Here is a 24,611-nt window from a genome sequence, read left to right on the forward strand (position 1 = left end):
CGAGTCGCGACCTTCGCGAGCAGGCCCGCTCCCACAGGGGGATTTGCAACACCATAGATCCAATGTGGGAGCGGGCTTGCTCGCGAATGGCGGCAACCCGGTTTTAGATCAAACCCAGATCGCATCCCACAACGGATAGTCACCCAGCTTCCCGACCAGCCCTGCCCGCAATGGGTTAGCCACGACATATCGAGCCAGCTTCACCAGGTCTTCCTCTTTTCGTAGCGCATGATCATGAAAGCCTTGCTGCCAAAGGCTACCTGTTCTACCGAGCGCCGAATTGACTGCACGAGTGCTCAGGGATTTCGCCTGACACATCAATTGCGCCAGCGTCCCCTTTTGCAATTGAACCAGCCAATGGAAATGATCCGGCATGACCACCCATGCCAGTGTGTCGGCAAAGCCGTCATCCTGTGCTTGCCTGAATTGGTGAACAACCTGTCTGCCAAGGGTGTAATCCCTGAAAACAGGTTCCCGCTTCAGGGTATTGGCAGTCAGTAGGTAAATGCGATTTTGCTCGGCGTAGCGGCCGATGCGCAGGCGGTGTGATGCTGACAGCTCAGGCATTCCTTGCCCTCTCTCATGTTGAAGCCATGAAAGGCTAGTTCAGCCGCTACGGGACTATGGGGGTAGACCCTTAGCTGGATGTGTCTGGGAGATCGCCTTCGCGAGCAAGCCCGCTCCCACACTTGATCGCTGACGTTCACAAAATTTGTGTACGCAAAAAATCCAATGTGGGAGCGGGCTTGCTCGCGAAGGCGATTGATCAGGCGCTACAGATCAAGCCGCCACCCCCGCATCCGCCACCAACCCCAACGCCTCGATGGCATTGATCGCGCACTGCTCGTCAACATCCGACAGATCGCCGCTGATCCCCACCGCCCCCAGCACGTTCCCGTCCTGATCCCGCACCAGCACACCACCCGGTGCCGGCACGACGCTGCCCTGCCCCAGGCTGTTCAACGCGGCGATAAACGCCGGGCGTTGCTGGGCGTCCAGCGCCAGCAGGCGTGAGCCCTTGCCCAGGGCGATGGCGCCCCAGGCTTTGCCGATGGCGACGTGCGGGCGCAGCAGGCTGGCGCCGTCTTCGCGTTGCAAGGTGATCAGATGCCCGCCGGCATCCAGTACCGCAATGGTCAAGGGTGCCGCGGCGATTGCTCGCCCGGCGGTGATGGCCTCGTTGACCAGGTTGACTGCGACTTTCAAGGTTAAAGCGCTCATGGTGCCGTCCTCATTTTGTTATAGGGAAAGTCGTGGGGCTGCGCGTTTGTGCCGCAGCCCGATGCAACAAATAGAACACAATGAATTATTTTTTTGTATACAATAATTCTCGAAAGGCGCCACATGCGACGAAAAGCCACAGTGGAAAGGGCTTCCGACGAATGAAACAAGCGCTTGAGAAAATGGATTGACCTGCGCCGTCCGCCGTGAATACACTCTGCGCAAAGCCACTTGTATACAATTACAAAACGTAAAGAGGCACAAAACCATGAGCAAAATGAGAGCAATCGAAGCCGCCGTTCTGGTGATGCGCCGTGAAGGGGTCGATACCGCTTTTGGCATCCCGGGTGCCGCCATCAACCCGCTGTACTCCGCCCTGCAAAAGGTCGGCGGCATCGATCACGTACTCGCTCGCCACGTTGAAGGCGCCTCGCACATGGCCGAGGGCTACACCCGCACCAAGGCCGGCAACATCGGCGTGTGCATCGGTACTTCCGGCCCTGCCGGCACCGACATGGTCACCGGGCTCTACAGCGCCTCGGCCGACTCGATTCCAATCCTCTGCATCACAGGGCAAGCACCCCGCGCCCGTATGCACAAGGAAGACTTCCAGGCTGTCGACATCACCAGCATCGTCAAGCCAGTCACCAAGTGGGCGACCACTGTTCTGGAACCGGGCCAGGTGCCTTACGCGTTCCAGAAAGCCTTCTATGAAATGCGCTCCGGCCGTCCAGGCCCGGTGCTGATCGACCTGCCGTTCGACGTTCAAATGGCGGAAATCGAATTCGACATCGACGCTTACCAGCCACTGCCACTGGCCAAGCCGACCGCTAGCCGGGTTCAGGTCGAGAAGGCCTTGGCCTTGCTGGATCAGGCCGAGCGTCCATTGCTGGTGGCCGGTGGCGGCATCATCAACGCCGACGCCAGCGACCTGCTGGTGGAGTTCGCCGAGCTGACCGGTATTCCGGTGATCCCGACCCTGATGGGCTGGGGCACCATCCCGGACGATCACCCACTGATGGTGGGCATGGTTGGCTTGCAGACCTCGCACCGCTACGGCAACGCGACCATGCTCAAGTCGGACGTGGTACTGGGCATCGGTAACCGTTGGGCCAACCGTCACACCGGTTCGGTTGACGTCTACACCGAAGGCCGCAAGTTCATCCATGTCGACATCGAAGGCACTCAGATCGGCCGCGTGTTCACCCCGGACCTGGGCATCGTGTCCGACGCCGCTGCCGCGCTGACCGTGTTCATCGAAGTCGCTCGCGAATGGCAAGCCGCCGGCAAGCTGAAAAACCGCAGCGCTTGGCTGCAAGACTGCCAGCAGCGTAAAGCCAGCCTGCAGCGCAAGACTCACTTCGACAACGTGCCGGTCAAGCCGCAACGCGTTTACGAAGAGATGAACCAGGTGTTCGGCAAGGACACCTGCTACGTCAGCACCATCGGTCTGTCGCAGATTGCCGGCGCGCAATTCCTGCACGTCTACAAGCCGCGTCACTGGATCAACTGCGGTCAGGCAGGCCCTCTGGGCTGGACCATTCCGGCAGCGCTGGGCGTGGTCAAGGCTGATCCGAACCGTAAAGTCGTGGCCCTGTCGGGGGACTATGACTTCCAGTTCATGATCGAGGAGTTGGCGGTGGGCGCGCAGTTCAAGCTGCCGTACATCCATGTCGTGGTGAACAACTCGTACCTGGGCCTGATTCGCCAGGCGCAGCGCGGTTTCGACATGGACTACTGCGTACAGCTGTCCTTCGACAACCTCAATGCGCCGGAACTCAACGGCTACGGTGTCGACCACGTTGCAGTGGCCGAAGGCCTGGGTTGCAAGGCGCTGCGTGTGTTCGAACCGGCTCAGATCCAGCCTGCCCTGCGCAAGGCTCAGGAACTGATCGAAGAGTTCAAGGTGCCGGTGATCGTCGAGATCATCCTGGAGCGCGTGACCAACATTTCCATGGGCACCGAGATCAACGCCGTCAACGAATTCGAAGACCTGGCGCTGGTCGGCAACGACGCACCAACCGCGATTTCGCTGCTGGACTAACTGCTGACCGCTCTCCCTGTGGGAGCGGGCTTGCTCGCGAAGGCGGTCTGACATTCACCATTGATGTCGACTGACACTGCGCCTTCGCGAGCAAGCCCGCTCCCACAAGGGACCTCATACATATACGGGAGACCACCATGCCGCGTTTCGCAGCCAACCTGTCCATGCTGTTCACCGAACAGGACTTTCTTGCCCGTTTCGAAGCGGCCGCCAAAGCCGGCTTCAGTGGTGTCGAGTACCTGTTCCCGTACGACTTCAGCTCCGCCGAAATCAAGGCCAAGCTCGACGCCAACGGTCTGACCCAAGTGCTGTTCAACCTGCCGGCCGGTGACTGGGCCAAGGGCGAGCGCGGTATCGCGTGCCTGCCGGACCGGGTTGAGGAGTTCCGTGCCGGTGTCGATCTGGCCATCGCCTACGCGCAAGTGCTGGGCAACACCCAGGTCAACTGCCTGGCCGGTATCCGGCCGCAGGGCTTTGACGATGCCACCGTGGAGAAAACCTTCATCGCCAACCTCAAGTACGCGGCCGACAAGCTGCAAGCGGCGGGCATCAAGCTGGTGATGGAAGCGATCAACACCCGTGACATTCCAGGCTTCTACCTGAACAACACGGCGCAAGCCCTGTCGATTCGCGAGCAGGTCGGCAGCGCCAACCTGTTCCTGCAATACGACATCTACCACATGCAAATCATGGAAGGCGACCTGGCCCGCACCCTGCAATCGCACCTGGGCGAGATCAACCACGTGCAGCTCGCGGACAACCCGGGGCGCAACGAACCAGGCACCGGTGAAATCAACTACCGCTTCCTGTTCGAACACCTGGACCGCATCGGGTATCAGGGCTGGGTCGGTTGCGAATACAAGCCGCTGACCACCACCGAAGCAGGCCTGGGCTGGCTCAAAACCCATAACGCAATCTGAGATTGAAGTTGTGCCCTTGTGGCGAGGGGGCTTGCCCCCGTTCGGCTGCGAAGCAGTCGTAGCGCTGCACCCGCGCCTCAACTGACGAAAACAATTGGGGCCGCTTCGCGACCCAACGGGGGCAAGCCCCCTCGCCACAAAGAGCTCATCGGCCCAAAACCGGGAGCAACACAAAAACAAGAGGATTTTCTCATGGCTAAAATCGGATTTATCGGCACCGGCATCATGGGCCACCCAATGGCGTTGAACCTGCAGAAAGCCGGTCACAGCCTGTTCCTGTCGGCGCATCACGACGCCGCCCCTGCCGACCTGGTCGCCGCTGGCGCCGTTGCTCTGGCGAACCCGAAAGAAGTCGCCCAGGAAGCTGAATTCATCATCGTCATGGTGCCGGATACCCCGCAGGTCGACGACGTGCTGTTCCGTGCCGACGGTATCGCTGCTGGCGTGGGCAAAGGCAAAGTGGTGATCGACATGAGCTCGATCTCGCCGACCGCCACCAAGGCTTTCGCCGCGAAGATCAACGAAAAAGGTGCGCAATACCTCGACGCTCCGGTCTCCGGCGGTGAAGTCGGCGCCAAGGCGGCGACCCTGAGCATCATGGTCGGCGGCGATGCCGACGCCTTCGAACGCGCCTTGCCGCTGTTCCAGGCCATGGGCAAGAACATCACCCTGGTCGGTGGCAACGGCGACGGTCAAACCGCCAAGGTGGCCAACCAGATCATCGTGGCGCTGAACATCCAGGCCGTGGCCGAAGCCCTGCTGTTCGCTTCGAAAAACGGTGCCGATCCGGCCAAGGTACGTGAAGCACTGATGGGCGGTTTCGCCTCCTCGAAGATCCTCGAAGTGCACGGCGAGCGCATGATCAAGGGCACCTTCGACCCTGGCTTCCGCATCAGCCTGCACCAGAAGGACCTGAACCTGGCCCTGCAAGGCGCCAAGGAGCTGAACATCAACCTGCCGAACACCGCCAACACCCAGCAAGTGTTCAGCACCTGCGCAGCCATCGGTGGCAGCAACTGGGATCACTCGGCGCTGATCAAGGGTCTGGAACACATGGCGAACTTCTCGATTCGCGACAAGAAGTAAGTCCTGCCCCATCCCCATGTGGGAGCGGGCCTGTGGCGAGGGGGCTTGCCCCCGTTGGGCTGCGAAGCAGCCCCAAAATCTCTGATGAACCGAAGATCTTGTGAGTGCTACGCACTCAAACGGGGGCAAGCCCCCTCGCCACAGGGCTCGCTCCCACACTGGACCGAGTTGCCCTTCAAATAACAAGAATTCCGGGAGCCCGCCATGTCGGTCGATCCGCAACAATTGCTGCGCGAGCTGTTTGCCACAGCCATCGACGCGGCGCATCCGCAACAAGTCCTCGAAGCCCATCTGCCTGCCGACCGCAGCGGTCGCGTCATTGTCATCGGCGCCGGCAAAGCCGCAGCCGCCATGGCCCAGGTGGTCGAGCGCTGCTGGCAGGGTGAAGTGTCAGGCCTGGTGGTGACCCGTTACGGCCACGGCGCACCTTGCGAAAAAATCGAAGTGGTCGAAGCCGCGCACCCGGTACCGGACGCCGCCGGCCTGGCCGTGGCCAAGCGTGTGCTGGAACTGGTCAGCGACCTCAACGAATCCGACCGCGTGATCTTCCTGCTCTCCGGTGGTGGCTCTGCCCTGCTGGCACTGCCGGCCGAAGGCATCACCCTGGCCGACAAGCAGTCGATCAACAAAGCCCTGCTCAAGTCCGGCGCGACCATCGGCGAGATGAACTGCGTGCGCAAGCACCTCTCGGCGATCAAGGGCGGCCGCCTGGGCAAAGCCTGCTGGCCGGCCACTGTCTACACCTATGCGATTTCCGATGTACCGGGCGATCTCGCCACGGTCATCGCCTCTGGCCCTACCGTGGCCGACCCGAGCACCTCGGCCGAAGCCCTGGCGATCCTCAAGCGTTATGCCATCGAGGTTCCGGCGTCGGTGCGCACCTGGCTGCAAAGCCCCGAGTCGGAAACCGTCAAACCCGGCGACCCGAGCCTGGCGCGCAGTCACTTCCAATTGATCGCCCGTCCGCAGCAATCCCTGGAAGCGGCGGCAGTGAAATGCCGTCAGGCCGGGTTCAGCCCGCTGATCCTCGGCGACCTCGAAGGCGAATCCCGCGAGGTGGCGAAGGTCCACGCCGGCATCGCGCGACAGATCGTCCTGCACGGGCAGCCGCTGGCGGCGCCCTGCGTGATTCTCTCGGGCGGTGAAACCACCGTCACCGTGCGCGGCAATGGCCGTGGCGGGCGCAACGCCGAGTTCCTGCTGAGCCTGACCGACAGCCTCAAAGGCCTGCCCGGCGTCTACGCACTGGCCGGTGACACCGACGGCATCGACGGCTCGGAAGACAACGCCGGCGCGATCATGACCCCGGACAGCTACGCCCGCGCCGCCGCAAAGGGCCTGAGCGCCAGCGACGAGTTGGACAACAACAACGGCTACGGCTACTTCGAGGCACTCGACGCCCTGATCGTCACCGAGCCGACCCGAACCAACGTCAACGACTTCCGCGCCATTCTGATCCTTGAGAGCACTAAACATGACGCCTGACAAAAAGGTCAAAATCCTCGCCACGCTCGGCCCCGCCATCAATGGTATCGACGACATCCGTGAGCTGGTGCTGGCCGGGGTCAACATCTTCCGCCTGAACTTCAGCCATGGCGATCACGCCGACCACGCCCAGCGTTTCCAGTGGATTCGTGAAGTCGAGCGCCAACTGAATTATCCATTGGGCATCCTGATGGACCTGCAAGGCCCGAAACTGCGGGTCGGCAAGTTCGCCGAAGGTAAGGTGCAACTGGTACGTGGCCAGGCCTTGCGCCTGGACCTCGACGCCACGCCGGGCGATGAGCGCCGGGTCAACCTGCCCCACCCGGAAATCATCGCTGCGCTGGAGCCGGGCATGGACCTGCTGCTGGATGACGGCAAATTGCGCCTGCGGGTCGTGACCAAATACGCCGACGCCATCGACACCACCGTGCTCAATGGCGGCGAACTGTCGGACCGCAAAGGCGTGAACGTACCGCAAGCGGTGCTCGACCTGAGCCCGCTGACCGCCAAGGATCGCCGCGACTTGACCTTCGGTCTGGAGCTGGGCGTGGACTGGGTGGCGCTGTCGTTCGTGCAGCGTCCCGACGACATCCGCGAAGCCCGCAGCCTGATCGGCGACAAGGCCTTCCTGATGGCCAAGATCGAGAAGCCCTCGGCTGTCGAACAACTGCGCGAGATCGCCGAATTGAGCGATGCGATCATGGTCGCCCGCGGTGACCTGGGTGTGGAAGTGCCGGCCGAAAGCGTGCCGCAGATCCAGAAGAACATCATCAGCACCTGCCGCCAGCTCGGCAAACCGGTGGTGGTGGCCACGCAGATGCTGGAGTCGATGCGCTTCTCGCCGGCGCCCACCCGCGCCGAAGTCACAGACGTCGCCAACGCCGTGGCCGAAGGTGCGGACGCGGTGATGCTGTCGGCGGAAACCGCATCCGGCGAATACCCGCTCGAAGCCGTGCAGATGATGAGCAAGATCATCCGCCAGGTGGAAAACGGTCCGGACTACCAGACTCAACTCGACGTCAGCCGACCGAAAGCCGAAGCCACCGTTTCCGACGCGATCAGCTGCGCCATTCGCCGTATCAGCAACGTGCTGCCGGTGGCGGTGCTGGTCAATTACAGCGAATCCGGCGCGTCGAGCCTGCGTGCGGCGCGGGAGCGGCCGACCGTGCCGATCCTCAACCTGACGCCGAACCTGCAGACCGCCCGTCGCCTGAGCGTGGCGTGGGGCGTGCACTCGGTGGTCAACGATCGCCTGCGCCAGGTCGATGAAGTCTGCTCCACAGCGCTGGAGATCGCCCAGGCCCAAGGCATGGCGCAGCGTGGCGACACCTTATTGATCACCGCCGGTGTGCCCTTTGGGCAGCCGGGATCGACTAACTCTCTGCGTATCGAGACATTGATCTAGCGCCCATACCGGCCTCATCGCGAGCAAGCTCGCTCCCACAATTGATTTGTGTACGGCACAAATACAATGACTGAGCAAAGACTCAATGTGGGAGCGAGCTTGCTCGCGATGCAGGCAACTCGGTTTCATTGACTTTCAGAACTGCCATGCCTGCCAATCACTTCAACACCCACTGCCCCGACTGGGCCGAGGCCTTGCTCAACGGCTTCAGCCAGATCTTTCTCCAGCGTAATCCGCTGTGCGGCCTGCTGTGTCTGTTGGCCATTTTGTTCACTGCGCCCGCCTTGCTGGGCGGCGCCTTACTCGGCGGTGTCGCCGGGTTGTTCACCGCACAACGTCGCAACTACGCCAAGGCTGACCGTCAGGCCGGGTTGTTCAGCTACAACGGCGTTCTGCTCGGTCTGTTGCTGAGCCTGTACTTCCCCTGGTCGGCGATGATGCCGCCGCTGATTCTGGCCGCCGGCGGCCTGAGCGCGATGCTCACCCAGCAGTGGCTCAAGCGCGTCCGGCTCAGCCAATACCTCCCCGCCTACACCACACCATTCGTGCTGCTGAGCTGGGTGCTGCTGTGCTTCGCCACTCCCTCGACAGAGGCGCACTTGATCGAGGTCAGCACCCTGAACATGCTCGCTGCCCCTTTCAAAGGCATCGGTCAGGTGATGTTCCTCGGTCATCCGCTGGCCGGTGCGATGATTGCCGCCGGTTTGCTGATCGCTGATCGCCGCGCCTTCTGCTGGGCATTATTGGCATCTGCCGCGGGCATGGGCTGGAGCCTGCTGCAGCACGATTTCTACACCGCACTGCTCGGCCTCGGCGGCTACAACGCCGTACTCGCCGCCCTCGCCTTCAGCTCGCAGCGTCGCCAACCGTGGCTGCCGCTGGTTGGCATCGGCCTGGCGCTGTTGCTGACGCCGGTGTTTGCCGCCATTGGTCTGCCCACGCTGACCGCGCCGTTCATTCTTGGCTGCTGGCTGATCCGCACGGCTATTCAGATGCTCGGCAAAGCCCGGGTCGAAAGCGCGCCTTGCGCTAACGGGGAGAATCAACCTAGGCTGCGCTGATCATCGAGTCAGGCGTTATCCATGGACAGCAACAAACACTGGCGTGAAGACCTTTACGTCATGATTTTCCAGACCGACACCCAGGCGGGTCGGCGCTTCGACGGCATCCTGCTGTTGATCATCCTCGCCAGCCTGGTGATCGTGATGCTCGACAGCATCGACAGCATTCACCGTAACTACGCCGATGTACTCGCCTATATCGAGTGGGGCTTCACGGTGATCTTCCTCGGCGAATACATCCTGCGCCTGTACTGCTCGCCCAAACCGCTGCGCTACGCCTTCAGCTTTTACGGACTGGTGGACCTGCTGGCCATTGTGCCCGGCATCCTCGCGCTGTATTACGCCGATGCGCAGTATCTGCTGATTATCCGGATCATCCGCATGCTGCGGATCTTCCGCGTGCTCAAGCTCAGCCCATATCTCAAGCAAGCCAACTACCTGATGTCGGCGCTGCGCGGCAGCAAGCAGAAAATCGTGGTGTTCCTGGTCAGCGTCTGCACGCTGGTGACGGTATTCGGCACGCTGATGTATGTGATCGAAGGCCCGGAACATGGCTTCACCAGCATTCCCAAAGGCATCTATTGGGCTATCGTGACACTGACCACCGTGGGCTTCGGCGACATCGTGCCGAAGACGCCGCTGGGCCAGGTTGTTTCGTCGCTGGTGATGATCACCGGTTACTCGATCATCGCGGTGCCAACCGGGATTTTCACCGCTGAACTGGCCAACGCCATGCGCGGCGATCAACTTCAACACGACTGCCCGGTGTGCAAGAAAAACAGCCACGAACAGGGTGCTGCATTCTGCTCCCGTTGCGGCAGCGCACTGTTCAAAAAACTGGAATAAGCAAAGAGCTTTTTAATCTTTAAAGGACTAAACGAGCCCGGCTATAGTCGCGTGCTCTGAAACCAACAAATAACCTGTAGGAGCTGCCGCAGGCTGCGATCTTTTGATTTTTCGTTTTTTAGAAGCAAGATAAAAAGATCGCAGCCTTCGGCAGCTCCTACATAGAACAAGGAATTCGCAGTGAAAAAACTCTTTGGCGCCTCACTTCTCGCCGCTGGCCTGGCCCTGGGCAACATCGCCCAGGCTGCACCGACGCTGCTCAACGTTTCCTACGACGTGATGCGCGATTTCTACAAGGACTACAACACTGCGTTCCAGAAACACTGGCAAGCCGAGCACAACGAAAACATCACCCTGCAGATGTCCTTTGGCGGCTCCAGCAAACAGGCACGCTCGGTGATCGACGGTCTGCCGGCGGATGTCATCACCATGAACATGGCCACCGACATCAATGCCCTGGCGGACAACGGCAAACTGGTTCCGGAGAACTGGGTCACGCGCCTGCCGAACAACAGCGCGCCGTTCACCTCGGCCACCGTGTTCATCGTGCGCAAGGGCAACCCGAAAGCCCTGAAAGACTGGCCGGACCTGCTCAAGGATGGCGTGCAAGTCATCGTGCCGAACCCGAAGACTTCGGGGAACGGTCGCTACACCTACCTGTCGGCCTGGGGTTACGTGCTGAAAAACGGCGGTGACGAGAACAAGGCCAAAGACTTCGTCGGCAAGCTGTTCAAGCAAGCGCCGGTACTCGATACCGGTGGCCGCGCCGCCACCACCACCTTCATGACCAACCAGATCGGCGACGTGCTGGTGACCTTCGAGAACGAAGCGGAAATGATCGCCCGCGAGTTCGGCCGTGATCAGTTCGAAGTCATCTACCCAAGCGTTTCCGCCGAAGCCGAGCCACCGGTGTCGGTGGTCGACAAAACCGTCGACAAGAAAGGCACCCGCGCCGCCGCCGAGGAATACCTGAAGTACCTGTGGTCGCCGCAAGGCCAGGAGATCGCTGCCGCCAATTACCTGCGTCCGCGTGACCCGGCCGTGCTGGCCAAGTACACCGACCGATTCCCGAAAGTGGACTTCCTGTCCGTCGAGAAGACATTCGGTGACTGGCGTACCGTGCAGAAGACCCACTTTAACGATGGCGGGGTTTTCGACCAGATTTATGCGCAATAAACACCTGTAGGAGCGAGCTTGTTCGTGATGGACGTCAACGATAATGCGTTTTTTCTGAATAAACGCGTTGACCGTGACTCCATCGCGAGCAGGCTCGCTCCTACAGGCAAGGCCATTCGGCGGACGACACACGCGTCCGCCAGTCATTCCGCAATGGAATGATAGCTATCACTCCGATCCCGCTTCCGCCGTTTCAGTCAGCCCGTTAGCCTGCGCGCATTCCTTTCCGTACAGCGAGCCCCGTTATGAACCCAGCGACCCAGGCGCCCCGCGGCACCGCGACAATGACCCGAGGCATGGTGCTGCTGTTCGCTTTCTGCTGCGGCGCCATTGTCGCCAACATCTACTACGCCCAGCCGATCATCGGCCTGATCGCCCCGGACATCGGCCTGAGCAACACCATGGCCAGCCTGATCGTTTCCCTGACCCAGATCGGCTATGCACTGGGGCTGTTTTTCCTGGTGCCGCTAGGGGATCTGCTGGAGAACCGCCGGTTGATGATCATCACCACCCTGGTGGCGATTGCCAGCCTGCTGGGTGCGGCGTTCACCGATCAGCCGAACGTGTTCTTGCTGATTTCGCTGTTGGTGGGGTTCAGCTCGGTTTCGGTGCAGATCCTGATTCCACTGGCCGCACACCTGGCGCCGGAGGAAACCCGTGGCCGTGTGGTGGGCGGGATCATGGGCGGTTTGCTGCTCGGCATTCTACTGGCCCGGCCGGTGTCCAGCGTGGTGGCCGACCACTTCGGCTGGCGCGCGATGTTTGTAATTGCCGCCGTGTTGATGGCGGCCATCAGCATCGTGCTGGCCGTGACCATTCCCAAGCGTGAGCCTGATCACAGCGCCTCCTATGGCCAGTTACTGGGCTCGCTGTGGACGCTGCTGCGCAAGCAACCGGTGCTGCGTCAGCGGGCGTTTTACCAGGGCTGCATGTTTGCCACTTTCAGCCTGTTCTGGACCGCCGTACCGCTGGAGTTGGCGCGCAATCACGGTTTGTCGCAAAGCGAAATCGCGATTTTCGCCCTGGTCGGGGCCATCGGCGCCATCGCCGCCCCGATCGCCGGACGCCTGGCCGATGCCGGGCACACCCGCATCGCGTCGTTGCTGGCCCTGCTGTTCGCCAGCCTGAGTTTTATGCCGGCGTTCATCCATCCGGCCTACAGCGTCATCGGCCTGGCCGTGACCGGCGTGGTGCTGGACTTCTGCGTGCAGATGAACATGGTCCTCGGCCAGCGTGCGGTGTACGCCCTCGACGGCAAAAGCCGCAGCCGCCTGAATGCGCTGTACATGACCAGCATCTTCATCGGCGGCGCCTTCGGTTCTTCGGTGGCCAGCGCAGTGTACGAACAGGGCGGCTGGTTGTGGATCGTGATCGTCGGCAGTGCATTTCCGCTGCTGGCGTTGTTGCGGTTCCTGAGTGTTTCGCCAAAGGCATCGTTGGCGACGGCTTGAAACCGTTGACTTGCGACATCCTCTAGATTTTGCACAAGGACCCTCAATGGACCGCCTCGGCGCAATGGAAACCTTCGTCTACGTGGTGGAAACCGGCTCGTTTTCCTCCGCGGCACGACGCCTGAACATCGGCCAGCCGGCCGTGTCGAAAACCATCGCGCAACTCGAATCGCGTCTGGCGGTGCGATTGTTGCTGCGCTCGCCCCGCGGCCTGACGCCCACCGAAGCCGGGCTGGCCTTTTTCGAGCGGGCCAAGCGTGCCATCGAAGAAGCCGACGAGGCCGACAACGCCGCACGGGGTTGCGCCAGCGGGCTGAGTGGCAAACTGCGTATCTGCGCGGCGGTCACCTTCGGCCGGCTGCACATCGTTCCGCACCTGGGCCCCTTCCTGGAGCAACACCCGGAGCTGAACATCGACCTGATGCTCGACGATCGCAATGTCAATCTGGTGGAAGAGGGCGTCGATATCGCCCTGCGCATGGGCGCGTTGAGCGACTCGGGCCTGACTGCGCGCAAGATCGCCGAATGCCGGCGCATGGTACTGGGTACACCGGCGTACTTCGAAAAACACGGCAACCCCACCTGCCCCGCCGACCTGTGCAAGCATCAGGCAATCGTCTACACCCTCGGTGACGGCGCCAATTGGCAATTCAACAAGGCCGGCGAGAAGCAATCGGTGATCGTCAGCGGCCGGATCCGAGTCAACGCCGCCGAAGGCCTGCGTGAAGCCGTGCTGGCCCATCAAGGACTGACCATGGCCTCGCAATGGATGTTCGCGCCAGAACTGGCCGACGGTTCGGTCCGGGAAGTGATGAAGGACTGGGCATTGCCGAACCAGGACCTGTGGGCGGTGTTTCCTACAGGCAGGATGGCCAGCGCCAAGGCTCGGGCGTTTGTGGAGTATGTGCAGGGGTTGTTGGGCAGGAAGGCCTGACAGGCAGCTCAATCAAGATCAAAAATTCACAGGCTGCGCCATTGCCTGCATTGGCCGCGTACAAAGGTAATTGCTCGTCGTCCGTTCCCGGCAATGTCAGGTAAATCGGTGTCACTCGTCAATGCAGACCAACAAACGCTCGACCGTTTGCTCAAGCGGCCCGGAGTTGTCGAGCACCTGTACGGTCGGGTCGTCCACCAGAAGTTGCTCGCTGAATCGCGCATTGCGCGCCAGGCGCTGATCGATCTCGATCAACGATTCTCGCCCGCGCTCCAGCAAGCGATGGCGCAGTACCGCTTGATCCACAGTCAACAACAGCACCAACACGTCTGGATAGCGCAGGCGCGTGCTCTGCAAATGCCCCCGAGAGCCATTGACCAGCACGTCCTCGCCAGCGGCCAGCCAATCGTCGATTTCCCGCGGGATGCCATAGGACAACCCATTGGCGTGCCAGCTCAGGGCAAACGCACCCTGAGCTTCCATATCGGCGAATTGCTGCGCACTAACACCCAGCGCCGCCTCGCCCACGGCTTCGGCCGAGCGGGTAATGACCCGCCTCACGATACGACAGCCGCGTTCGGCCAACCGCGTTCGCGCGGCATCCAGCAGGCTGTCCTTGCCCGAACCTGAAGGCCCGATGAGATAGATCAACCTGCCCGCCATCAAAACACCCTCTTCATTTGTCGCCATGCTTGCTGGACCACCGGCAAACCATCCTGACTGCGCTTGCACCCGATCAGCCCGCTGGCCCGGCGAATGATCCATCACCTGCACCCGTTGCACCAGCAGGTTTTCCACCCGATCACGGTATAGGCCCAGGGTGTTCGACCAGTGCCGGTTAAAAACTGTTACCTATGTGCTTGAACTGTTTTGTTACCTATGTGGGTGAGTCATACCCTGCGATCTTTTGAATTTGATTTTTGACAATGTCGAAGGGGCGGAAGATCAAGATCAAAAGATCGCAGCCTGCGGCAGCTCCTACAGGGGGGAATGCCTACAACCCCACCACTCAACAGGCCGAGCGTTAGCTCGCCTGCCGCTCTTGATCTTGATCCACCCGCCCCCTCGGCAGGCTGAGCGCAGGTGTTCATCCGGGGATGGGCGCGCAGCGCCGTTCGACGCAGTCGAACTCATTGCATGTAGGTCGAAGCGAAGCCGACCGGAGGGCAATGCCCCCGGATGGACACCGGAGCGAAGGAACCCCGAGCCTCAGCGAGGGGCCGTACGTAAGGGGCGAGACCTTTGGTTACTTTGGGGCGTTTGCCAAAGTGACCCGCTGTAAGAGCGGAACCGTAAGTCGCCGTTACCGAAGAAACGGATATGTACACAGTCAACAAAGACAGGTCGGCTGTCAGGCCGCCTTCGCGAGCAAGCCCGCTCCCACAGGGGTTCAGCACTAGCCCAACGATCACATTTCAGCAGGCACAAAAAAGGCGACCCGAAAGTCGCCTTAGTGCCTCACTGCCCGAATTGCCGCCCAAGCCCACCCGGTACACCGTGAATGTCAGTTTCCTCCCACGGCCCTTTCGGACTGATCGACCGGCTCCAGCCGTTATCCCAGCGGTAATAGGTACGCTGGCGATAAAAGGTATTGGGCTGATCATCAAGCACATAAACCCCAAGCTTCGGATCCCAATGACTATTGCCCCCCGGTGGTGGCGCAAAGCTGGCGGACGTGCGCGGGAGCGGCTTGGAGGGTTTTACCGGAACAGACGGCTTGCTCGGTACCGGCGACGTCGATGGCGTGGGGCTGGGCTGCGACCGCGGAATCGGCGGTGGAGCCGTTTGCTCCGGTGGTCGCTGGACCGCACAAGCGCTTAACCCCAAAACGACGCTGAGCAGGGCAATACGAGCGATGGCGGTCATGGTAGCGTTTCCTGTTATTTGTCCGGGCTGTCGATGGTCAGTGTTTGCGGCGCGGTGGTGCTGCTGGCCAAAGGCTGGCTGCGACCAATCCACTCGCCGGCGGTCGGTTTGCCGGCACGGGAAATGCGCGCAACCAGTTGGACTTCAGGGAAGTTCGACAGTTTCAATTGCGGCATCATCGCGTCGGCATCGCTCAGCTCGACGGTCACCGGCAGGTCGGCCACGGTCATGCGCTTGACCGCCAGCGGGGCCGGCGGACCGGAGACAGCACGGGCGAAGATGAACACGCTGTCGCCCGGCTGGACCTTGGTTTTGAGCTCCGCAGCCAGATCGACGCTGACCTTGAGCAACGCCGCGGTCTTGGCCGCCGGTGCTTGCGCAACCTTGCCACCACTGGCCACCAGTTTCTCCGTGGCCCGGGTGATCCCGCCTTGCAGCGCCTCCCGGGACGGGTCGTTCGGCGGCAACTGCGCCAACAGGCGATTCCAGTAATCGATGGCGTCCTGATAACGCTCGCCTTCAAACGCGGCAATGCCGAGCAGGCCGAGGCTGGTGACTTCTTTCGGATCGGCCTTGAGCGCTTCGTCGGTCAGGGCCTGGACCTTGTCCGACCACTTCTTGCCATCGGCGAAGTACTGGGCCTGGGCCCATTGACCGAGCAGCTCGGGCTGACGACCGGCCAGGTTCACCGTGCGCTCGAACATCTTCGCCGCGTCCGCCGGGCGATCCTGCGCCATGTAGGTACGACCGAGGAAGTACATGCCTTCGGCGGAATCCGGTTGAGCGGCGACCACACGCTCCAGGCGTTGGGTCATTTCTTCCATCGACTTGGGTGCCTGGGAGAATTCGCGGGTCAGTTCGACCTTGTCGCTGGCGCCGTAATGCATGTACAGCCCCAGGCCCAGCACCGGCACCAGAACGGCCGCCAGCAACGGCAAGGGTTTGCCCAGTCGCGACGCCCGCGGCGCTTCGACGCCTTCGGTGTCCGCCAGCAACTCACGGGCGGCTTCGGCGCGACCGGCGTCCATTTGCGCCGCATCGAGCACGCCCTCTTCCTGCTGAGTCTGCAACTCAGCCACGCGCTCCTGATAAAGCGCGACGTTCAAGGCGGTACGATCCTCTTCACGCTGGGCACGACGGCTGCGCAAAACCGGGATCAACAGAAAACTCAGGGCAACCAGAAGCAGCAGACCTGCAGCGAGCCAGAAATCAATCATTCTTGGTTTTATCCAACAGGTGGTCGAGGCGCGAGCGCTCCTCGGCAGACAGCGAGCCCGGGGTGCCGGCGCGTTGCACGCGACGACGGCGGACGATCACCGCGATGATCACGACACCACCCAGCAACAGGCCGGCGGGGCCGAACCAGAGCAAGGCAGTCTTGGCGTTCAACGCAGGTTTGTAGCGGACGAAGTCACCGTAGCGGTCGACCATGAAGTCGATGATCTGCTGGTTGTCCTTGCCTTCGCCGAGCATGCGGAAAATCTCTTTGCGCAGGTCGGCGGCAATCGGCGCGTTGGAATCGGCAATGTCCTGGTTCTGGCACTTGGGGCAACGCAGCTCCTTGGTCAGCTCGCGGAAACGCTCGCGGTCACCTTCCTTGGCAAACTCATAGGTGTCGATGGCCCCTTGGGCCACACCGGCCATACTCAAGCCCAGGACAGCGGCAGCAATCCAGCGCTTCATGGCTTGGCCTCGTCGACCAGCGCCTGGTACTTGCCCGCCAGTTTTTCGCGCCAGACCTGCTCGTCGATCACGCCGACGAACTTGTCACGGATGATGCCCTTGGCGTCGATGAAGAAGGTTTCCGGCGCGCCGTACACGCCGAGGTTCAGGCCCAGCGAGCCTTCGTCATCACGGATGTCCAGCACATACGGGTTGTGGAAGTCCGTCAGCCACTTCAAGGCATCGGCGTTGACGTCCTTGTAGTTGATGCCGTAGATCACCACGCCCTGCTTGGCCAGCTTGTTCAGCACCGGGTGCTCGACCCGGCAGGAAATGCACCAGGTGCCCCAGACGTTGACCAGCGCCGGCTTGCCCAGAATGTCGGCACGGGTCAGGGTCTTGTCGCCCTGCACCGACGGCAGGGAAAACTCCGGAAACGGCTTGTTGATCATGGCCGAAGGCAACTCGGCCGGATCCAGGTACAACCCACGGTAGAGAAACACGGCAACCACCAGAAAAATCGCCAGTGGCAACAACATCAACCAACGCTTCATGCAGTGGCTCCCGACATGCCCAGTGCTTCGCGCACACGGCTTTTGACCTTGACCCGATAACGCCGATCCAGCGCCGCCAGCAAACCACCTGCACCTGTCAGCAAACCACCGAACCAGATCCAGCGCACGAACGGCTTGACGTGTACGCGCACAGCCCAGGCGCCGTTACCCAGCGGTTCACCGAGGGCGACATAGAGGTCGCGGGTGAAACCGGCGTCGATGCCGGCTTCGGTCATCACCGAGTTCTGCACGGTGTACAGGCGTTTTTCCGGGTGCAGCACGCTGATTTCCTTACCGTTGCGGATCACCCGGACGGTGCCCTTGTCGGACGTGAAGTTCGGGCCTTCGAAGTGCTTGGCGCCTTCGAAGATGAAGTGATAACCGGCCAGGTCCATGGACTCGCCCGGCGCCAGGCGCAGGTCGCGCTCGGCACTGTTCTGGCTCGACAGCACGACACCCAGCGCACACACGGCAATACCCAGGTGTGCGATCTGCATGCCCCAGTAGCTGCGGGTCAGGGTGGGCAGGCCTTTGATCAGGCCTTTGTGGCGGGTCTTGTCGACAATGTCACGCGCACCGGCCAACAGCACCCAGGCGGCGAGCATGAAGGTCGCGAGCACTGCCCAGTTGAAGTCGCCGTACGCGACGCCAGCCACCACGGCCATGGCCGCACTGCCGAGCAATACCGGCGTCAGCATGCTCAGCAGCCATTTCACCGGGGTGTCTTTCCAGCGCACGATCACGCCGACCGCCATCACCACCATCAACAACGCCATCAACGGAATGAACAGCGCGTTGAAGTACGGCGGGCCGACCGACAGCTTGGCGCCGGTCATGGCATCGAGAATCAGTGGGTACAAGGTGCCCAGCAGGATCATCGAGGCGGCCACCACCAGCACCAGATTGTTGCCCAGCAGCAGGGTTTCCCGGGACCACAGGTTGAAGCCGACCTGGCTCTTGACCACCGGCGCGCGCAGGGCGAACAGCGTCAATGAACCGCCGACCACGAACAGCAGGAAAATCAGGATGAACACGCCGCGTTCCGGATCGGAGGCAAAGGCGTGAACCGACGTCAGCACCCCGGAGCGCACGAGGAAGGTGCCCAGCAGGCTCAACGAGAACGCAGCGATGGCCAGCAACACCGTCCAGCTCTTGAACACGCCACGTTTTTCCGTGACCGCCAGCGAGTGAATCAGCGCGGTGCCCACCAGCCATGGCATGAACGAGGCGTTTTCCACCGGGTCCCAGAACCACCAGCCACCCCAGCCGAGTTCGTAGTACGCCCACCACGAACCGAGGGTGATGCCGATGCCGAGGAACGCCCAGGCCACGATCGTCCACGGACGCGACCAGCGCGCCCACGCGGCATCCAGGCGACCGCCCATCAGCGCGGCGATGGCGAAGGCGAAGGCCACCGAGAAACCGACGTAGCCCATGTACAGCATCGGCGGGTGCACGATCAGGCCGATGTCTTGCAGCAAGGGGTTGAGGTCGGCACCGTCGCTGGGCATTTGCGGCAGGATGCGTTTGAACGGATTGGAGGTCATGATCAGGAACAGCAGGAAACCGGTGCTGATCATGCCCATCACCGCCAGCACGCGGGCCAGCATGACCTGTGGCAGCTGCCGGGAGAACACCGACACCGCAAAGGTCCAGCCACCGAGAATCAAGGCCCACAACAGCAGGGAACCCTCGTGGGCACCCCACACCGCGCTGAACTTGTAGTACCACGGCAAGGCGCTGTTGGAGTTGTTGGCCACATAGGCCACGGAGAAGTCATCGACCATGAAGGCGTAGGTCAGGCAACCGAAGGCAAAGAGCAGAAAGCTGAACTGCCCCCACGCGGCCGGCTGGGCCAGGCTCATCCACAGGCGGTCACCGCGCCAGGCACCGAACAGCGGCACCACGGCCTGGGCCAGAGCGAAGCACAGGGCCAGGATCATCGCCAGATGGCCAAGCTCGGGAATAAAGATGCCGGATGTCATGGATCAACCCTCCTTCGCGGGCGTTGGAGCCGATTGACCGCTGTCTTTCAACGCCTTGGTCACTTCCGGCGGCATGTACTTCTCGTCGTGCTTGGCCAGCACTTCATCGGCCACCACCACGCCATCGGCATTGAGCTTGCCCAGGGCAACGATGCCCTGCCCTTCGCGGAACAGGTCCGGAAGGATGCCGCGATAGGTGATGGTCACGGATTTGTTGAAGTCGGTGACGACGAACTTCACGTCCAGCGAGTCGCCGGAACGCTGCAAGGAACCGGCCTCGACCATGCCACCGGCGCGGATGCGCGTGTCAGGGGGGGCTTCGCCGTTGGCGATCTGGGTCGGTGTGTAAAACAGGTTGATGTTCTGCTGCAGGGCGCTCAGGGCCAGGCCGACGGCAGCGCCGACCCCGACCAGGATCGCGAGAATGATGATAAGACGCTTTTTGCGCAGCGGATTCACTTGCCGTTCTCCCGGCGCAGACGACGCGCCTCTTGTTGCAGATACCGCTTGCGAGCCAGGATCGGCGCCGCCACGTTGAGGGCCAATACCGCCAGGCAGATGCCATAGGCTGACCAGACATACAGGCCATGATGACCCATGGCGATGAAGTCGCCGAATGAAGCAAAACTCATCGAGCGACCTCCAGGCTGTTTTCCACTTCGGCCTTGACCCAACTGGCCCGGGCTTCGCGCTTGAGCACTTCAAGTCGCATGCGCAGCAACAGCACCGCACCGAAGAAACAGTAGAAACCCAGCGCCGTCAGCAGCAATGGCAGCCACATCTCGGCAGGCATTGCCGGTTTTTCGGTGAGGGTGAAAGTCGCGCCCTGGTGCAGGGTGTTCCACCACTCCACCGAGTACTTGATGATCGGGATGTTGATCACGCCGACAATCGCCAGCACCGCACAGGCCTTGGCCGCGCTGTCACGATTGCTGATCGCGTTGCCCAGCGCAATGAGACCGAAGTACAGGAACAGCAGGATAAGCATGGACGTCAGCCGTGCATCCCAGACCCACCACGAGCCCCAGGTCGGTTTGCCCCAGATCGCCCCGGTGACCAGTGCCACGGCAGTCATCCAGGCACCGATGGGTGCCGCGCACTGCAGGGCGACGTCGGCCAGTTTCATCTTCCACACCAGCCCGACAATGCCGCACACCGCCAGCATCACGTAGATGGACTGCGCCAGCATGGCGGCCGGAACGTGGATATAGATGATGCGGAAGCTGTTGCCCTGCTGATAGTCCGGCGGCGCGAAGACCAGCCCCCAGACCACGCCAACGCTGATCAGCAGCAACGCCGCGACGCTCAGCCAGGGCAGCATTTTGCCGCTGATGCCGTAAAACCATTTGGGCGAGCCGAGCTTGTGAAACCACGTCCAGTTCATACTGTTTCCATCACGGTTGCTCTTTACTGTGAAGAGCGAGGGTCTTTACTGGTCGTTTTTTAACCAGACCTCATTATTCGCCGACGCTGATCTTCAGGCCAGCGGCTATTGCAAAAGGTGTCAGGGTTATCGCCAGGGCGGTCAGGCTACCAAGCCACAGGAGATAACCGGTCGCCGGCATTCCCTGCAAGGCTGCCTGCAAGGCGCCACTGCCAAGGATCAACACCGGGATGTACAACGGCAGAATCAGCAGGGCCAGCAACAGGCCACCGCGCTTCAAGCCGACCGTCAGCGCCGCGCCCACCGCACCGAGCAGGCTCAATACCGGTGTACCGAGCAGCAACGAAAGCAGCAACACCGGCAGACAGGCGGCAGGCAAACCGAGCATCAGCGCCAGCAAGGGGGCCAGCAAAACCAGTGCCAGGCCGGAAAAAGCCCAGTGTGCCAGCACTTTGGCCAAAACCAGAAGAGCCAGGGGGTGCGGCGAAAGGACCCACTGTTCAAGGGATCCGTCTTCGAAATCACTGCGGAAAAGCCCGTCCAGCGAGAGCAGGACCGATAAAAGTGCCGCCACCCAGACCAAGCCCGGAGACAAGGTTTGCAACAATTGAGACTCGGGTCCGACCGCCAGCGGGAACAGCGAAACGACGATGGCAAAGAACACCAGCGGATTGGCCAGCTCCGCCGGACGACGGAACAGCAGACGCGCCTCGCGGGCGACCAACAGGCCGAACACACTCATACGGCCCAGCTCCCCAGATCGATATCGCGATAACCGGCCGGCATCCGGCTCAGTGTGTGGTGAGTGGTCAACACCACCATGCCGCCGCGTTCGCAGTGGCCGGCCAGGTGTTCCTCGAGTTGCGCCACGCCCTGCTTGTCGAGGGCGGTAAAGGGTTCATCGAGGATCCACAACGGCGGGCTGTCCAGGTACAGGCGCGCCAACGCGACGCGACGCTGCTGACCAGCGGACAACGTATGACAGGGCACATCCTCGAATCCGCGCAGCCCGACCGCAGCCAGGGCCTGCCAGATCGCCTCATGGCTCGCCGGATGATGCAAGGCACACAGCCAGCTCAGATTCTCTTCCGGTGTCAGCAAATCCTTGATCCCGGCTGCGTGGCCGATCCACAACAGGTTGCGCGCCAGTTCGCCGCGTTGCTCGTTCAGCGGCTGGCCGTTGAGCAGCACCTGACCGGCGGTCGGCTGCATCAGCCCCGAGAGCAGGCGCAACAGGCTGGTCTTGCCACTGCCGTTGGGGCCACTGATTTGCATCATTTCGCCACTGGCCAGTCTCAAATCGAGATTTTCAAAGAGCAGCCGAAGGTCTCGCTCACAGGCAAGGGCAACGGTTTGCAGGACAGGACTGGTCAAGGGTTCACGGGCCTTATACGGTTCAAGTCGGCACTGGCGCGGCCGTTAAAGAGATGCAGCATAGATGCAATGACGTCTTGTTCTAGAGAGCTGCGTCAAACAATTGCAAAGTTTTCGCCATTTTTGGATACAACGGCGCGGCATTATACATGCCAGGCCCTACTCTAAAGAGTGCATTTTCCTCAGGTTGTGACCGCGTATGACAGGCGAAATGAACATCCTACCGCTGCCGCAGGCCCTCCCGGCGACTTCACGCCCACAGGTGCTCAGCGGTGAGTTGCTCAAATTGCTGACGCCGGTGGAGGGGCTGATCAGCGTCGGTCAAACCGCCCAGGCCGAAGTGTTGTCGCTCAAGCAGGCGGATCAGACTTTCCAGATGCTGCTCAAGGTCACCCTCGACAGCGGCCACCAGACCACAGTCCAGACCACCAGCAATCAACCGCTGGCCCTGGGCACCACGCTGGTCGTTACCCAGCCCTCGGCCGGCAACCTGGCCGTGACGGTGCAACAGGCCATCGCCTCCAGCGTCGCCACCCTCACCCGCCTCGACACCGCGCAACTGCCCGTTGGCACCCTGCTGCAGGGCAAGGTGCTGACCTCGCAAGTGTTGCCGCAAGTGCCCGGCCAGCCCCTGGTGTTTCGCTCGATGGTGAGCCTGCTCAACACCGCGCTGAGCGGCAGCACCCTGAGCATCGACAGTCCGCAGCCCTTGCGCCTTGGCACCTTGTTGAGCGCGCAGGTGCAAGACAGCCAGACATTGAAATTCGTGCCCCTGAGCAGCCGCCAGGAACAACTGGCGGTCACCCGGCAACTGGTCGACCAGCAAAGCCGCCAAGGCTCACTGGATGGCTTGCTCCAGCGCCTGCAGAACCTTGCGCCCTCGGACCAGACCTCAGCCGAACTGCGCAGCGCCGCTGCCCGGTTGCTCGCCGGCCTGCCGGATGTCCAGCAACTGAGCACACCCAAGGGCCTGGCCCTGGCGCTGGCCAGCAGTGGTGCGTTCCTCGAAAGCAAACTGCTGAACGGGCAAAACCCGACACTCGCGCCGGACATGAAAGGCGACCTGCTCAAGCTGGTTGCGCAGTTGAGCCAGGGCTTGCCGGCCAACACCAGCCTTGCCGCGATCATCGCCGCCAACACCCTGGCCCAGGCCATGCCGAATTTTGTCCGCAATGCCCTGGGCATGCTCGGCCAGGTCAGCGCCAAACCGTCGCCGAGCGGTTTCCCGCTGCCCGAACGCCTGCTGCAAAGCGGCGAAGGCGAAAACGACCTCGAACACTTGCTACGCCTGGCCGCCGCTGCGGTTTCACGCCTGCAAAGCCATCAGCTGTCGAGCCTGGAACAAACCGGCGTCACCGCCGACGGACGGCTGATGAGCACCTGGCAACTGGAAATCCCGATGCGCAACATGCAGGACATCGTGCCCTTGCAGGTCAAGTTCCAGCGCGAGGACGCCGCCGAGAAAGAACAACCAAAAGAACGTCGCGAACAAGGCGAACCCAAACAACAGCTGTGGCGAGTCGAACTGGCCTTCGCCATGGAGCCCTTGGGCCCCCTGCAAATCCAGGCGCAATTGATCAAGGGCAGCCTCTCCAGCCAGCTCTGGGCCGAACGGCCGTACACCGCCAGCCTGATCGAAAGCAACCTGGCCGGGCTGCGTGATCGCCTGCTGGCCGCCGGCCTGAACGTCGGTGACCTGGACTGCCACCTCGGCACACCGCCCCAAGGCCCACAAACCCGCCTCGAACAACGCTGGGTCGACGAAACCGCATGAAAAACCCCAACACCCCACGCCAGGCCATCGCCCTCAAATACGACGGCACCCACGCCCCCACCCTCACCGCCAAGGGCGACGAAGAGCTGGCGGAAGAAATCCTGCGGATCGCCCGCGACTGCGAAGTGCCGATCTACGAAAATGCCGAGTTGGTGAGGCTGCTGGCGCGCATGGAACTGGGGGACAGCATTCCACAGGAGCTGTATCTGACGATTGCCGAGATCATTGCGTTTGCGTGGAGTTTGAAGGGGAAATTTCCGGCGGGGATGGGGCCGGATGCGCTGATGGTGGAGAAGGATGTGACGGATCGTGGGGACGACTATTGATCAACACTGAGAAACACTCAACAACGGAGATCAGCACATACCCCTCGTAACTATTGA

Annotated in this window: 25 protein-coding genes; 12 read left to right on the top strand and 13 right to left on the bottom strand. The window is 61.7% G+C overall.

Going from position 1 to position 24,611, the window contains the following annotated elements:
* Positions 1-108: 108 nt before the first annotated feature.
* Both KSS91_RS20665 and KSS91_RS20670 read right to left on the bottom strand, forming a co-directional pair.
* Positions 109-567, bottom strand: a complete 459-nt coding sequence (locus KSS91_RS20665) for an REP-associated tyrosine transposase (RefSeq protein ID WP_217835963.1) — start codon at positions 565-567, stop codon at positions 109-111.
* A 213-nt stretch (positions 568-780) separates the two neighbouring features.
* Positions 781-1,221, bottom strand: a complete 441-nt coding sequence (locus KSS91_RS20670; protein WP_015096201.1) for a GlcG/HbpS family heme-binding protein — start codon at positions 1,219-1,221, stop codon at positions 781-783.
* A 268-nt stretch (positions 1,222-1,489) separates the two neighbouring features.
* Between KSS91_RS20670 and gcl the strand changes: the two genes are divergently transcribed.
* The 10 genes from gcl to KSS91_RS20720 all read left to right on the top strand — a co-directional run bounded on the left by gcl (position 1,490) and on the right by KSS91_RS20720 (position 13,629).
* Positions 1,490-3,265 carry a glyoxylate carboligase gene (gcl, locus tag KSS91_RS20675; RefSeq protein ID WP_015096202.1) on the top strand — a complete coding sequence of 592 codons (1,776 nt, stop codon included), beginning with the start codon at positions 1,490-1,492 and terminating at the stop codon, positions 3,263-3,265.
* A gap of 137 nt (positions 3,266-3,402) precedes the next feature.
* Complete coding sequence (gene hyi / locus KSS91_RS20680; protein WP_217835964.1) at positions 3,403-4,185, top strand: hydroxypyruvate isomerase; 783 nt, start codon at positions 3,403-3,405, stop codon at positions 4,183-4,185.
* Positions 4,186-4,377: 192 nt separating this feature from the next.
* Positions 4,378-5,271: a 2-hydroxy-3-oxopropionate reductase gene (locus KSS91_RS20685; protein WP_095963879.1), complete on the top strand. Its 894-nt coding sequence runs from the start codon at positions 4,378-4,380 to the stop codon at positions 5,269-5,271.
* A 204-nt stretch (positions 5,272-5,475) separates the two neighbouring features.
* Positions 5,476-6,756 carry a glycerate kinase type-2 family protein gene (locus KSS91_RS20690; protein WP_007971416.1) on the top strand — a complete coding sequence of 427 codons (1,281 nt, stop codon included), beginning with the start codon at positions 5,476-5,478 and terminating at the stop codon, positions 6,754-6,756.
* Entirely contained in the window at positions 6,746-8,161 is a 1,416-nt protein-coding gene (gene pyk, locus KSS91_RS20695) for a pyruvate kinase (protein ID WP_217835965.1), read from the top strand. Before KSS91_RS20690 ends, pyk begins: the two co-directional genes overlap by 11 nt.
* Positions 8,162-8,307: 146 nt before the next feature.
* Positions 8,308-9,222: an urea transporter gene (locus KSS91_RS20700; protein WP_217835966.1), complete on the top strand. Its 915-nt coding sequence runs from the start codon at positions 8,308-8,310 to the stop codon at positions 9,220-9,222.
* Between the two features lie 21 nt (positions 9,223-9,243).
* Positions 9,244-10,068 (top strand): ion transporter, encoded by an 825-nt coding sequence (locus tag KSS91_RS20705; protein WP_217835967.1) that lies wholly within the window; start codon positions 9,244-9,246, stop codon positions 10,066-10,068.
* Positions 10,069-10,248: 180 nt separating this feature from the next.
* The gene (locus KSS91_RS20710; RefSeq protein WP_217835968.1) at positions 10,249-11,244 is read left to right on the top strand and encodes a sulfate ABC transporter substrate-binding protein; all 996 of its coding nucleotides are present in this window, start codon (positions 10,249-10,251) and stop codon (positions 11,242-11,244) included.
* 245 nt (positions 11,245-11,489) lie between these two features.
* Positions 11,490-12,695 carry an MFS transporter gene (locus KSS91_RS20715; RefSeq protein ID WP_217835969.1) on the top strand — a complete coding sequence of 402 codons (1,206 nt, stop codon included), beginning with the start codon at positions 11,490-11,492 and terminating at the stop codon, positions 12,693-12,695.
* 46 nt (positions 12,696-12,741) lie between these two features.
* Positions 12,742-13,629, top strand: coding sequence for a LysR family transcriptional regulator (locus tag KSS91_RS20720; RefSeq protein WP_217835970.1), 888 nt, complete (start codon positions 12,742-12,744; stop codon positions 13,627-13,629).
* A 111-nt stretch (positions 13,630-13,740) separates the two neighbouring features.
* On the opposite strand, the gene phnN is transcribed toward KSS91_RS20720, so the two are convergent.
* The 11 genes from phnN to ccmA form a co-directional block, all read right to left on the bottom strand.
* Positions 13,741-14,292 carry a phosphonate metabolism protein/1,5-bisphosphokinase (PRPP-forming) PhnN gene (gene phnN, locus KSS91_RS20725; RefSeq protein ID WP_217838454.1) on the bottom strand — a complete coding sequence of 184 codons (552 nt, stop codon included), beginning with the start codon at positions 14,290-14,292 and terminating at the stop codon, positions 13,741-13,743.
* A gap of 795 nt (positions 14,293-15,087) precedes the next feature.
* A complete protein-coding gene (locus KSS91_RS20730; RefSeq protein WP_007980770.1) occupies positions 15,088-15,495 on the bottom strand; it encodes a hypothetical protein in 408 nt (135 codons plus the stop codon).
* A gap of 14 nt (positions 15,496-15,509) precedes the next feature.
* A complete protein-coding gene (ccmI, locus tag KSS91_RS20735) occupies positions 15,510-16,712 on the bottom strand; it encodes a c-type cytochrome biogenesis protein CcmI (RefSeq protein ID WP_217835971.1) in 1,203 nt (400 codons plus the stop codon).
* Positions 16,705-17,178, bottom strand: coding sequence for a cytochrome c-type biogenesis protein (locus KSS91_RS20740; protein ID WP_217835972.1), 474 nt, complete (start codon positions 17,176-17,178; stop codon positions 16,705-16,707). Before KSS91_RS20740 ends, ccmI begins: the two co-directional genes overlap by 8 nt.
* Complete coding sequence (locus tag KSS91_RS20745; RefSeq protein WP_126046738.1) at positions 17,175-17,711, bottom strand: DsbE family thiol:disulfide interchange protein; 537 nt, start codon at positions 17,709-17,711, stop codon at positions 17,175-17,177. Before KSS91_RS20745 ends, KSS91_RS20740 begins: the two co-directional genes overlap by 4 nt.
* On the bottom strand, positions 17,708-19,696 hold the full coding sequence (locus KSS91_RS20750) for a heme lyase CcmF/NrfE family subunit (RefSeq protein ID WP_007980762.1): 1,989 nt from the start codon (positions 19,694-19,696) through the stop codon (positions 17,708-17,710). Before KSS91_RS20750 ends, KSS91_RS20745 begins: the two co-directional genes overlap by 4 nt.
* Before the next feature lie 3 nt (positions 19,697-19,699).
* On the bottom strand, positions 19,700-20,155 hold the full coding sequence (gene ccmE, locus KSS91_RS20755) for a cytochrome c maturation protein CcmE (RefSeq protein WP_217835973.1): 456 nt from the start codon (positions 20,153-20,155) through the stop codon (positions 19,700-19,702).
* Positions 20,152-20,328 (bottom strand): heme exporter protein CcmD, encoded by a 177-nt coding sequence (gene ccmD, locus KSS91_RS20760; RefSeq protein WP_007980758.1) that lies wholly within the window; start codon positions 20,326-20,328, stop codon positions 20,152-20,154. The genes ccmE and ccmD overlap by 4 nt, the downstream gene beginning before the upstream one ends.
* A complete protein-coding gene (locus tag KSS91_RS20765) occupies positions 20,325-21,080 on the bottom strand; it encodes a heme ABC transporter permease (protein WP_015096219.1) in 756 nt (251 codons plus the stop codon). Before KSS91_RS20765 ends, ccmD begins: the two co-directional genes overlap by 4 nt.
* 73 nt (positions 21,081-21,153) lie before the next feature.
* Entirely contained in the window at positions 21,154-21,822 is a 669-nt protein-coding gene (gene ccmB / locus KSS91_RS20770) for a heme exporter protein CcmB (protein WP_007980754.1), read from the bottom strand.
* Positions 21,819-22,454 carry a cytochrome c biogenesis heme-transporting ATPase CcmA gene (gene ccmA, locus KSS91_RS20775; protein ID WP_217835974.1) on the bottom strand — a complete coding sequence of 212 codons (636 nt, stop codon included), beginning with the start codon at positions 22,452-22,454 and terminating at the stop codon, positions 21,819-21,821. The genes ccmB and ccmA overlap by 4 nt, the downstream gene beginning before the upstream one ends.
* 199 nt (positions 22,455-22,653) lie before the next feature.
* On the opposite strand from ccmA, the gene fliK reads away from it, so the two are divergent.
* Both fliK and KSS91_RS20785 read left to right on the top strand, forming a co-directional pair.
* Entirely contained in the window at positions 22,654-24,228 is a 1,575-nt protein-coding gene (gene fliK, locus KSS91_RS20780) for a flagellar hook-length control protein FliK (RefSeq protein WP_217835975.1), read from the top strand.
* A complete protein-coding gene (locus tag KSS91_RS20785; protein ID WP_217835976.1) occupies positions 24,225-24,554 on the top strand; it encodes an EscU/YscU/HrcU family type III secretion system export apparatus switch protein in 330 nt (109 codons plus the stop codon). Before fliK ends, KSS91_RS20785 begins: the two co-directional genes overlap by 4 nt.
* The last annotated feature ends 57 nt before the right edge of the window (positions 24,555-24,611 follow it).

Source organism: Pseudomonas azerbaijanorientalis (genome assembly GCF_019139795.1).
Taxonomy (GTDB): Bacteria; Pseudomonadota; Gammaproteobacteria; order Pseudomonadales; family Pseudomonadaceae; genus Aquipseudomonas; species Aquipseudomonas laurylsulfatiphila.